Annotated in this window: 10 protein-coding genes and 1 pseudogene; 3 read left to right on the forward strand and 8 right to left on the reverse strand. The window is 71.0% G+C overall.

Annotated elements, in window-relative coordinates:
- Positions 1–307 (reverse strand): annotated as a pseudogene (locus AB0M20_RS12515) (SGNH/GDSL hydrolase family protein); the annotation flags it as partial.
- Positions 304–1,365, reverse strand: coding sequence for an SGNH/GDSL hydrolase family protein (locus tag AB0M20_RS12520; protein ID WP_364297414.1), 1,062 nt, complete (start codon positions 1,363–1,365; stop codon positions 304–306). The gene AB0M20_RS12520 and the pseudogene AB0M20_RS12515, both read right to left, overlap by 4 nt.
- A 107-nt stretch (positions 1,366–1,472) precedes the next feature.
- On the opposite strand from AB0M20_RS12520, the gene AB0M20_RS12525 reads away from it, so the two are divergent.
- Positions 1,473–1,817 carry a YkvA family protein gene (locus tag AB0M20_RS12525; RefSeq protein WP_364297396.1) on the forward strand — a complete coding sequence of 115 codons (345 nt, stop codon included), beginning with the start codon at positions 1,473–1,475 and terminating at the stop codon, positions 1,815–1,817.
- A gap of 3 nt (positions 1,818–1,820) precedes the next feature.
- Positions 1,821–3,179: a cystathionine beta-synthase gene (locus AB0M20_RS12530; RefSeq protein WP_364297398.1), complete on the forward strand. Its 1,359-nt coding sequence runs from the start codon at positions 1,821–1,823 to the stop codon at positions 3,177–3,179.
- Positions 3,180–3,187: 8 nt separating this feature from the next.
- On the opposite strand, the gene AB0M20_RS12535 is transcribed toward AB0M20_RS12530, so the two are convergent.
- Complete coding sequence (locus AB0M20_RS12535; RefSeq protein WP_364297400.1) at positions 3,188–4,078, reverse strand: trypsin-like peptidase domain-containing protein; 891 nt, start codon at positions 4,076–4,078, stop codon at positions 3,188–3,190.
- A 160-nt stretch (positions 4,079–4,238) separates the two neighbouring features.
- Between AB0M20_RS12535 and AB0M20_RS12540 the strand changes: the two genes are divergently transcribed.
- Positions 4,239–4,541 (forward strand): hypothetical protein, encoded by a 303-nt coding sequence (locus AB0M20_RS12540; protein ID WP_364297402.1) that lies wholly within the window; start codon positions 4,239–4,241, stop codon positions 4,539–4,541.
- Between the two features lie 250 nt (positions 4,542–4,791).
- On the opposite strand, the gene AB0M20_RS12545 is transcribed toward AB0M20_RS12540, so the two are convergent.
- From AB0M20_RS12545 to AB0M20_RS12565, 5 genes are all read right to left on the reverse strand, one after another.
- On the reverse strand, positions 4,792–5,298 hold the full coding sequence (locus tag AB0M20_RS12545) for a GNAT family N-acetyltransferase (RefSeq protein WP_364297404.1): 507 nt from the start codon (positions 5,296–5,298) through the stop codon (positions 4,792–4,794).
- Positions 5,264–6,187, reverse strand: coding sequence for a ribonuclease Z (locus tag AB0M20_RS12550; protein ID WP_364297406.1), 924 nt, complete (start codon positions 6,185–6,187; stop codon positions 5,264–5,266). Before AB0M20_RS12550 ends, AB0M20_RS12545 begins: the two co-directional genes overlap by 35 nt.
- A 295-nt stretch (positions 6,188–6,482) precedes the next feature.
- Complete coding sequence (gene ppk2 / locus AB0M20_RS12555; protein WP_364297408.1) at positions 6,483–7,493, reverse strand: polyphosphate kinase 2; 1,011 nt, start codon at positions 7,491–7,493, stop codon at positions 6,483–6,485.
- Positions 7,494–7,528: 35 nt separating this feature from the next.
- Positions 7,529–8,944, reverse strand: a complete 1,416-nt coding sequence (locus AB0M20_RS12560) for a CYTH and CHAD domain-containing protein (RefSeq protein WP_364297410.1) — start codon at positions 8,942–8,944, stop codon at positions 7,529–7,531.
- Between the two features lie 234 nt (positions 8,945–9,178).
- Positions 9,179–9,514: a hypothetical protein gene (locus AB0M20_RS12565; protein ID WP_364297412.1), complete on the reverse strand. Its 336-nt coding sequence runs from the start codon at positions 9,512–9,514 to the stop codon at positions 9,179–9,181.
- Between the last annotated feature and the right edge of the window lie 345 nt (positions 9,515–9,859).

Here is a 9,859-nt window from a genome sequence, read left to right on the forward strand (position 1 = left end):
GCACGTGCCGCTCGCCGGTCTCGGGAGTGCCCTCGGCGAGCATGCGGGCGAGCTGGCCGCCGACCGTCTCGGAGAGCCACTCCACGCCGACGCCGATCGCGGCCGCGTCACCGAGCAGCACGAGCCGGAGCTTGGGCGCGTGGGTGGGGCCCATCGACGTGCGCAGGGCGAGGCCCATCGTCGGTTTGGCGTAGCGCCGCCCACGTGCCGCGATCGCCTCACCGGCGAGCAGCGCGACACCGCCCACCGCGCCCGCGAGCAGTGAGGTGGCCGCGGCCTTGCCCACTCGAGAAGTCCAGCCGGTCATCTGCCGCCTCCCTCCGGACTCCAGCCTACGGCCGAGTCGGACGACCGGCCGCTCGGAACGCTCTCTTGCGAGGGAGCGGGCGCCGGCTTCTGCCCGAACCAGAACCGCTGCTCACCGAACCACGGATGCCGCCGCAACTGCGCCCACAGGCCGGCCGGGCCGCGGGCGCGACCGCCGACCTCGGTGGGGCTGACCTCGGTGCCGACCGACCGGACCGCCTCCTGCGCGGCCTCCTCCAGGCTGCGGACGCCCTCCACTCCGGTGGGTGTGGAGCGGTCGTCCTCGCCGAGCACGGCCATCAGCGTCGGCATCATCACCGCGGCGGCCCGGGCGTAGCCCTCCACCGACGGGTGGAAGCGGTCGGCGCCGAACATCCGCGTCGGGTCGGCCTCGAACTGGCGGCCCAGCAGGTCGCCGATCGACACCGTGCTGCCGCCCGCGGCGACCACGGCCACCGTCTGCAGGGCCGCGAGCTGCCGGCTCCAGCGGCGGGCCAGCCAGCGCAGCGGCCGCTTGATCGGCTGGATGGCGCCGATGTCGGGACAGGTGCCGACCACCACCTTGCATCCGGCCTCACGCAGCCGGCGGACCGCGTCGCCGAGGTGCTTGGCGGCCGCGGCGAAGCCCGACGCGTGCGTGACGTCATTGCCGCCGATCATGATGAGCGCGATCTCCGGCTCGTACTCCAGCGCGGCGTCCACCTGGTAGGGCAAGCCGGCCGACATGGCGCCGACGACCGCGACCCGGTGCAGGCGGACCGGGCGGCGCAGGCGGCGGGACACGCCGGTGGCGAAGAGCGCGCCGGGCGTTTCGCGGGGCCGGTGCACGCCGTAACCGGCGGCCGTCGAGTCGCCGAGGATGACCATGCTGAGCGGCTTGCCGCGGAACTTCCCCCCATACAGACCGTCACCACGCGGCGGCGGGGCCTGGGCCATGGGAATCACGCGCCGGGCGTCGGCCGCCTGGCGCAACACGACGAGGACCGACAACCCGGCAGCACCGACGACGCCGCCGGCCGCCCAGCCGACGCCGGCCCAGACGCGCCGCCCCCCGATGATCCCTTCCACGACTTCCAAGTTAACCCTCCAGTACGACACTTCGTGGCCTTCGAGAGGCGACTCTGGCGTCGGCGCGTCACACTTGTCCCATTGGAAAGGGGTCCGACATGGCCAAGACGCTCAAGCGCACCGCGGCGTTCACCGCGCTCGGCCGCGCGCTGATGCGTGGTTCCCGCGGGGGTCCCTCGCTGGGCAAACGTCTCTCCGCCCTGCCGCGCATGCTCAAGGCGACCGCCAAGGGCGAATACGACGGGGGCATGCGGGTCGCGCTGATGGCAGCGGCGACCGCCTATGTCGTAAGTCCGATAGACGTGATCCCCGAGGCCTTCCTGCTGGTCGCGGGCCTGGCCGACGACGCCGTGATGATCACCTGGCTGGCCGGCACGGTGCTGGCCGAGACCGAGCGCTTCCTGGAGTGGGAGCGGGAGCGTGATCGGGTCGTCGTAGTCTGAGGTGTGCGCTATTACGACAACGTCGTCGAACTCATCGGGAACACGCCTCTGGTCCGCCTGCGGAGCGTGACCGCCGGCATCGAGGCCACCGTGCTGGCCAAGGTCGAGTACTTCAATCCGGGCGGCTCGGTCAAGGACCGGATCGCGCTGCGGATGGTGGAGGACGCCGAGAAGGCGGGCCTGCTCGCCGCCGGTGGCACCATCGTCGAGCCGACCAGCGGCAACACCGGCGTGGGCCTGGCCCTGGTGGCGCAGCTGCGCGGCTACCGGTGCATCTTCGTCTGCCCCGACAAGGTCAGCGAGGACAAGCAGAACGTGATGCGGGCCTACGGTGCCGAGGTCGTGGTGTGCCCGACCGCGGTGGCGCCCGAGGACCCGAGGTCCTACTACAACGTGTCCGACAGGCTGGCCCGGGAGATCCCCGGCGCGTGGAAGCCCGACCAGTACAGCAACAAGGCCAACCCCCGCTCGCACTACGAGGAGACCGGGCCGGAGGTCTGGACGCAGACCGGCGGCCGGATCACGCACTTCGTGGCCGGGGTCGGCACCGGCGGCACGATCTCCGGTGTCGGGCGCTACCTCAAGGAGCAGGGACCGGTCCGGATCGTGGGTGCCGACCCCGAGGGCTCGGTCTACTCCGGCGGCAGCGGCCGGCCGTACCTGGTGGAGGGGGTCGGCGAGGACTTCTGGCCGGCCACGTACGACCGTGACGTCTGCGACGAGATCGTCGAGGTGTCCGACTCGGACTCCTTCGAGATGACCCGCCGCCTGGCCCGCGAGGAGGGCCTGCTGGTCGGCGGCTCGTGCGGCATGGCGGTGGTCGCGGCGCTCGAGGTGGCCCGTCGCGCCGGTCCGGAGGACGTGGTCGTGGTGCTGTTGCCCGACGGCGGCCGCGGTTACCTGTCCAAGATCTTCAACGACCGCTGGATGGCCCGGTACGGCTTCCTGCACACCACCGACGGCGCACCGACCGTGGCCACGATGCTGGCCAAGAAGGACGGCAGCATGCCGCCGCTGATCCACGTGCACCCGACCGAGACGGTCCGCGACGCGATCGACTACATGCGGGAGTACGGCGTCAGCCAGCTCCCGGTGCTGAAGGCCGAGCCGCCCGTGGTGACCGGCGAGGTGGCCGGCTCGATCGCGGAGAAGGCGCTGCTCGACGCGCTGTTCTCCGGCCACGCCCACCTGCACGACACGATCGAGCGGCACATGGGCGAGCCCTTGCCGATGATCGGTGGCGGGCAGCCGGTGTCCGAGGCGGTGGCGCTGCTCGAACACGCCGACGCCGCGATGGTGCTGGTCGACGGCAAGCCCGCCGGCGTGCTGACCAGGCAGGACCTCCTGGCGCACGTCAGTTAGCACGCCAGTTAGCTCAGTTCGGCGGGCACCGTGATGACGTCGACCAGGGCGTTGCGGCGCAGCAGGGTGATCGGCATTTTCGTGCCGATCGCCGGCCCCAGCATGAGCCGCTGCAACGCCTGCACGGTCTCCAGCGGCTTGCCGCCGGCGGTGAGCAGGATGTCGCCCAGGTAGATCCCGGCCAGCCCGGCCGGGCTGCCCGGCACCACCTCGACGACGCGGAGCCCCTGCCGCCCGCCGGTCTTCACCGGCACCGCCGCCACCCCCAGCCAGGCGCGGCGCACCCGGCCGTGGGCGAGCAGCTCGCCGATGATGTGCCGGGTCGTGGAGTTGATCGGTACGGCCAGCCCGAGGCCGTACCCGGCGACCGCGGTGTTGACGCCGACCACCTTGCCGGTCGAGTCGGCCAGTGCACCGCCGGAGTTGCCCGGGTTCAGCGCGGCGTCGGTCTGGATGACGTTGTCGATGATGCGTATCCGGCGGCCGTCGCGGGCCGGCAGCGAGCGGCCCAGCCCGGAGACGACGCCGGCGGTGACCGAGCCGGCCAGGCCCATCGGGTTGCCGACGGCCACCACGAGCTGCCCGATCCGCAGCGTGTCGGCGTCGCCGAGCGGCGCGGCCGGCGCCCCCGGCTGGTGCACGCGGACCACGGCCAGGTCGGAGAGCGGATCGGCGCCGATCACGTCGAACTTCGATTCGGTGCCGTCGGCGAACGCGGCCGTGCCGCCGCTGTTGCCGCCGACGACGTGGGCGTTGGTGAGCAGGAAGCCGTCCTGGGTGAAGGTGACCGCCGACCCCGCGCCGTTGCGCACGGACAGCGCTGCCACCGACGGCAGCAGGTCGGCGGCCACCCCGGTCACCACACGGCTGTAGGCGTCGAGAGCCTCGGAGGTGTCCATGTCTTCGCCAACAGCGCCGGCGCCGGCGGCCATACCGCCTGGTCGTCCGCTGGAAGCGAACAGATGTCCGTCACGGACGGTGGGGGTAGTCGCACAGAAAGTCCGACCGGCTCCGGGGACCGCGCGGTTGTATGTGTGAGACGACGACAGAGGGGGAGGGATGGTCGAACCGGCCGATGTCGTGGATCGTCTGCTCTGGCAGGACGCGCAGCAGATGCTCGACCGGCACACGGCGCCCGATCCGGCCGGCACGTGCGTCTGGTGTGGATGGCATTGGCCGTGTGCGCCCCGGCGACTGGCCGAGCGTGCGGCGGTCGCCTCCCGGCGACCCTGGCGCGAGGCCTGGACGTTGCGGCACGACCTGAACAGCATCCGGGCCATGCCCGGCCTCGACGATCAGCGGAGGCGCCGGGTGAACCAGCGCCGGCGCATCGCGAGGACCGGCAACCGCGGTTCTTTTTGAAAACTTCATGGACGTCGATCGGGGCAGCTTGACCGTCCCCCGGCAAGATTCGAAGACCCCTTCGATGTCCTCCGGCGGTGACGCCGTTGTGCCCCGCCAGCACAACGGCATCCCGCGCCCCAGACCCGCCCAAGAAGGATCAGGACCGGCACGCCTCCGCCGGTCCGCGCCTCCGGCCAGGCGCAACCCCCGGTTGGGCGGGCACGGTTGGCGGGGACGCGTGACCACAGGTTCCCCCGCATTCACTCGGTCACGCGTTCCCGCCCTCCAGATCCATCGCATACCGCACTTGTAGCGTCTCGTAGCCGCCGATCGGATCCGTCCTGGTGACGCCGTCCGCGCGCCAGCCGCCCCGCTCGTAGAAGCGCCGCGCCCGCTCGTTCTGCTCGAGCACCCACAGCACCGCGCGCGGCTCGAGATGCGCCAGCGCGTCGACCATCAGCAGCTTGCCCACCCCGGTCCCGACGAGCGCCGGGTCGACGTGGATCGCGCTGAGCTCGCGAACCCCCGGCTCCTCGCTCGGCCCGAGATAGGTGAAGCCGGCCAGCTCGTCGCCGTCGACGGCGAGTGTCATCCGGTGCGTGTCGCGCTCCCAGCGCCATCGCTCGGTCCAGTACTCGCCGAGCGCCTGCGGGCTGCCGAAGTTCAGCGCCTCCGGCGGCAGGAAACCCGCATAGGCCGAGGCCCGGGAGCGGAAGTGCAGGTCTCCGACCTTGCGAAGGTCAACTTCTCGTGGGGTACGAAGGACGACGGGCATCCCGCGACGGTACCGGCACCCGCATGAGGTCCTCGGCCACCACCACGTCGCCCTCGAACCACTCGGCGGCCTCCTGCCGGAACGCCTCCGGGTCGGTGTAGCGCTGCGAGAAATGGGTGAGCACCAGCGTCCGCACCCCGCACTCCTGCGCCACCGTCGCGGCCTGGCCGGCGGTCAGGTGGCCGTACCGCTCGGCCAGCGCGATGTCGGAGTCGAGGAAGGTCGACTCGATGACCAGCATGTCGACGCCGGCGGCCAGCTCGTACACGGCGTCGCACAGGCGGGTGTCCATCACGAAGGCGAAGCTCTGGCCGGGGCGCGGCGCGCTGACGTCGGCCAGCCGTACGTCGCCGAGCCGGCCGGCACGCTGCAGCTCGCCGACGGCCGGGCCCGCGATGCCGTGCCGGTCCAGCAGCTCGGGCACCATGCGCCGGCTGTCGGGCTCGACCAGGCGGTATCCGTACGTCTCGATCGAATGCCGCAGCGGCAGCGCGGTGAGCCGCCCCGCCGAGGTCTCCGCCGAGAAGCCCGGGCCGACCGGCTCGACCGCCAGGTCGGCGTGGTTCCAGTAGCTGGTCGCGTGCCGCAGCCGCTCGAAGTACTCGCTGCCGCCGGCCGGGAAGTTCATGACGACCGGGTGTGGCACCCGGTCGAGCGAGATGCGCTGGATGACCCCGGCCAGGCCGAGGCTGTGGTCGCCGTGGAAGTGGGTCACGCAGACCCGGGTGAGCGGGGTGACCGCGACGTTGGCGTGCAGCATCTGCCGCTGACTGCCCTCGCCCGGGTCGAAGAGGATCATCTCGTCGTCCCAGCGCAGGACGTACCCGTTGTGGTTGCGCGTCCGGGTCGGCACCTGGCTCGCGGTGCCGAGAACGACGAGCTCACGCATGTTCTTTTCCAGACATGAAGCGACCCCTGGGGACTTCCACGCCGCAGCGTGGTCCGGTCGGACTAGGCCGGATCCCCAGGGGTCGGGTGGCTATCTTGGATTCGCCGCACCGCTGCCACACGGTCTCGACGCACTACTGAGGCTGCCAGGAAGCAGCCGACGAAGCTGTCAAGGACAGCGGCTAGCGGACAGCCACCTCACGAGTCCCGTTGCTATACAACTTCGGACCACCTCCCTTCACGTGTACCGCCACGTTAATCAACGCGGAGCCCCGTCGACAATGACTTTTTTGTCACTACAGCCGCGGGAATGACTTGGGGGACATCTCGGCGCCCTCGACGGCCATCGACGCCGGCCCGACGAGCTGCGGATCCGGTGTGCCGACGATGTCTTCGTCCTTGTTCTCGTACGGGAACCGGCTCAGCACGTGCCGGATCGCCTCCAGCCGGGCCCGCTTCTTGTCGTTGCTCTTCACCACGGTCCAGGGCGCATCGGCGGTGTCGGTGTAGAAGAACATCGCCTCCTTGGCCTCGGTGTAGTCGTCCCACTTGTCGAGCGACGCGAGATCCATGGGGGAGAGCTTCCACTGGCGCACCGGGTCGACCTGGCGGATCGCGAACCTCGTGCGCTGCTCGCCCTGTGACACCGAGAACCAGAACTTGATCAGGTGGATGCCGGAGCGCACCAGCATCCGCTCCAGCTCCGGCGTCTGCCGCATGAACTCCAGGTACTCGTGCCGGGTGCAGAAGCCCATCACCCGCTCGACGCCGGCCCGGTTGTACCAGGACCGGTCGAACAGCACGATCTCGCCGGCCGAGGGGAGATGGCTGATGTAGCGCTGGAAATACCACTGCGTGCTCTCGCGCTCGCTCGGCTTCTCCAGGGCGACCACCGAGGCGCCGCGGGGGTTCAGGTGCTCCATGAAGCGCTTGATCGTGCCGCCCTTGCCGGCCGCGTCGCGACCCTCGAAGAGGATCACCATCCGCTCGCCGGTGTCCTTGCACCAGTTCTGCAGCTTGAGCAGCTCGATCTGCAGCAGCCGCTTGTCATGGTCGTAGACCTGCCGGTCCAGGCGCTCGTCGTACGGGTAGTCCTCGCGCCAGGTGTCCACCGGGGTGCCGTCGGCGTTGAGCAGCACCGGGTCGTCATCGTCGTCGTCCGCGACCCGGTAGCCGCCGAGTGCCTCGACCGGCCCCTCGTACGGCTCGGTCGTGAGGTCCTCGTCGTGCGGCTGACTGCCGTTGTTCTCGGCCTGGTCCTCGTTCTGCCCGTTGTGGTTCTCGGTCTGCTCCGCCTCCGACTGCATGGGTCAGTTCCTACCCACCCGGAGTGTATTCAAAGTTAACGACCGAGCCACGCGCGCAGCTTTCGGCCCCGGGACGCGATCCGCGCCCCGGGCAGCTCGCCCATCGTGTCCTCGGCGACCCGCTCCTGCCGGGCGTAGAGAACGCCGTACGGGAACCCGTTGTCCGACCGGCCGGCCAGCTCCTGCAGGATCTCGCGGGCGACCACCGAGTCCTGGTGGGCGCCCAGCACGTCCTGCAGGTCGGTGAGCTTGTCGACCAGCTTCTTGGCCGGCTTCCCGCCCCGGCCGGCGAACACCTCGACCGCGTAACGCGCCCGCTTGTAGGCCTTGCGCGCCTCGTGCAGCGGCTCGTCGTGGCCGGCCAGCCAGGCCTCGTCGAGCAGCCGGTCGGACTTGTCCAGCGCCCTGCGGGCCCGCCGCGCGGGCCGGGACTCGCCGCCGTCCCAGGTGCCGATCAGGTCGTCGACGGCGTCCAGCAGCCGGAAGTAACGCACATCGTTCAGGTCGCCGGCGAGCGCCGCGCGCCCGGCCTCGATCTTGGCGTCCAGGTGGGCGCGGATCTCGCGGGCCACCGGCGCGAACTGCTCGCCGGCGTCGTCGACCGCGGTCAGCAGCTTGCGTTCCAGGACCTGGCCGTCGCGCACCTCGCCCAGCTGGCCGGCCAGCCACTTCAGCTCCGGGCCGAGGAAGGCGACCTGCTCCGGGCGGAACGAGCGCTTGAACGTCTTCAGGGTGCTGCGCAGGCGGCGGGTGCCGACGCGCATCTTGTGCACCGCCTCGGGGTCGCCGCGGCGTACCCCCGGATCGAAGCCCAGGATCGCGTCGCGCTGCTCGATCACGTACGCCAGAACCAGGTCCTTGACCGCCGTCTTCTTCTCGGCCGGCAGCCGGTCGGCCAGCGCACGGGCGAGCTTGGACGGACCCTCGGCGGGCGCGGCGCCGGCCTTGAGCAGACGGCGCTCGACCAGGTCGAGCAGCTTCGTGTCGCCGTCGGTCAGCTCGACCTCGACCTCCTGCCACGTCTGGGTGCCGCCATCGGTCTCGGCGGTCACCGTGTCCTGCGCGATCAGTGCGAGGGTGCGGCCGCCGTCGTCGGTCACGGGAGTTTCGAGGCGATGGGTACGCAGCCGCGCCACCGGCCGCAACGGCTGGTCACGGACGATCGCGCGCACCTCCTCGAGCAGCTCGTCGGGCACGCTGTCGCCGGACAGGGGCAGCCGGTGCTCGGTGCGCGACGAGCCGTCACCCGGCGTCTTGAGGTGCCAGCCCGCGTCGTCGCCACCCTCTCGCCGGCGCAGCGTCCGCTTGTTCCGGGCGAGCCGCAGATCCGGCGTGTCGTAGTAGGTCGCGTCCAGCTCATGGGTCCGGCCGCCGTCCGCCCCGGGCACGCGCGGCAGCTCGAAGTCGGCGGGCACGTCGTACTTGCGTTCGGTTTCGGTGGCGATCTCCACCCGTCAATGGTGCCCCGGGGAGCCCGCCGCGCACAGCCTGTCCCACGTTCCCTTCCGGCCGCCGGACGCTTTCTCAGGCGACGTGGCGCGGGCGTTCAGCGTGGTCACAGGAATCCCTCGCATGCTGGACGGCAGGGACCCCCCGGGGTCGTCCGGCCGTCCCCCGTGCGTGCCGGCCGGCTCCGGGGCCCGCCTTGAGCGCCGCTTCGACCGCCGCCCCGGTCGGAGCGGCGCTCATCCACTCAGGTGCATCTCGCTGCGGTTGCGCAGGTACGCGGCGCGGGCGTAATAGGCGCTGGCGGCGCCGAAGTACATGGTGGCGAGACCGGTGTGAAAGGTGTTGTCGGTCAGCGCGTTCTTGGCGTTGGCGCTGCCGGCCCAGCGGATCTCGGCGTCGGTGGCGCTTATCCCGCGGCGGGCGCAGCGTTGCTGGTTGAGCTCCTTGCCGAGCCGCCACGTCTCGAGGGCGCGTTCGGCCTGGCGCATCATGGCGCGGGCCTTGTCGAGCAGCGATTCGGCGATCGCCCAGGCGGCCGTTCCTCGTCGGTGTGAAACCCGGGCATCGTGCACCTCCCGCAGTCGTCCTCACTCAAGTCTGAGCGAGATGTCGGGACATGTCGATCTTTATCGCCCACCTGGGTGTCTTCATCACCCCCGGCAGGCGACGGCGACTGTGGGAAACTTGCCCCGAGACAACGACTGGCGAACGCCTTCGACGCCGCTGCGGCGGCTTGCGGGCTGCTGGTCTTCGAGGCCGTCAATGTCCGCCTGCAGCCGGACCGCATCCCGATCCGGACGTCGTGGTCGCGGACACCGACGACGAGGGCACATTCGTCGAGGCGGCCGAGGTTGGCCTGGTTGCCGAGGTCAAGGATGCGGAGCCGCTTGCGATCACCGAGCCGTTCGATCTGCGAC

It is taken from the genome of Actinoplanes sp. NPDC051633 (assembly GCF_040681735.1).
In the GTDB taxonomy this organism is placed as follows: Bacteria; Actinomycetota; Actinomycetes; order Mycobacteriales; family Micromonosporaceae; genus Actinoplanes.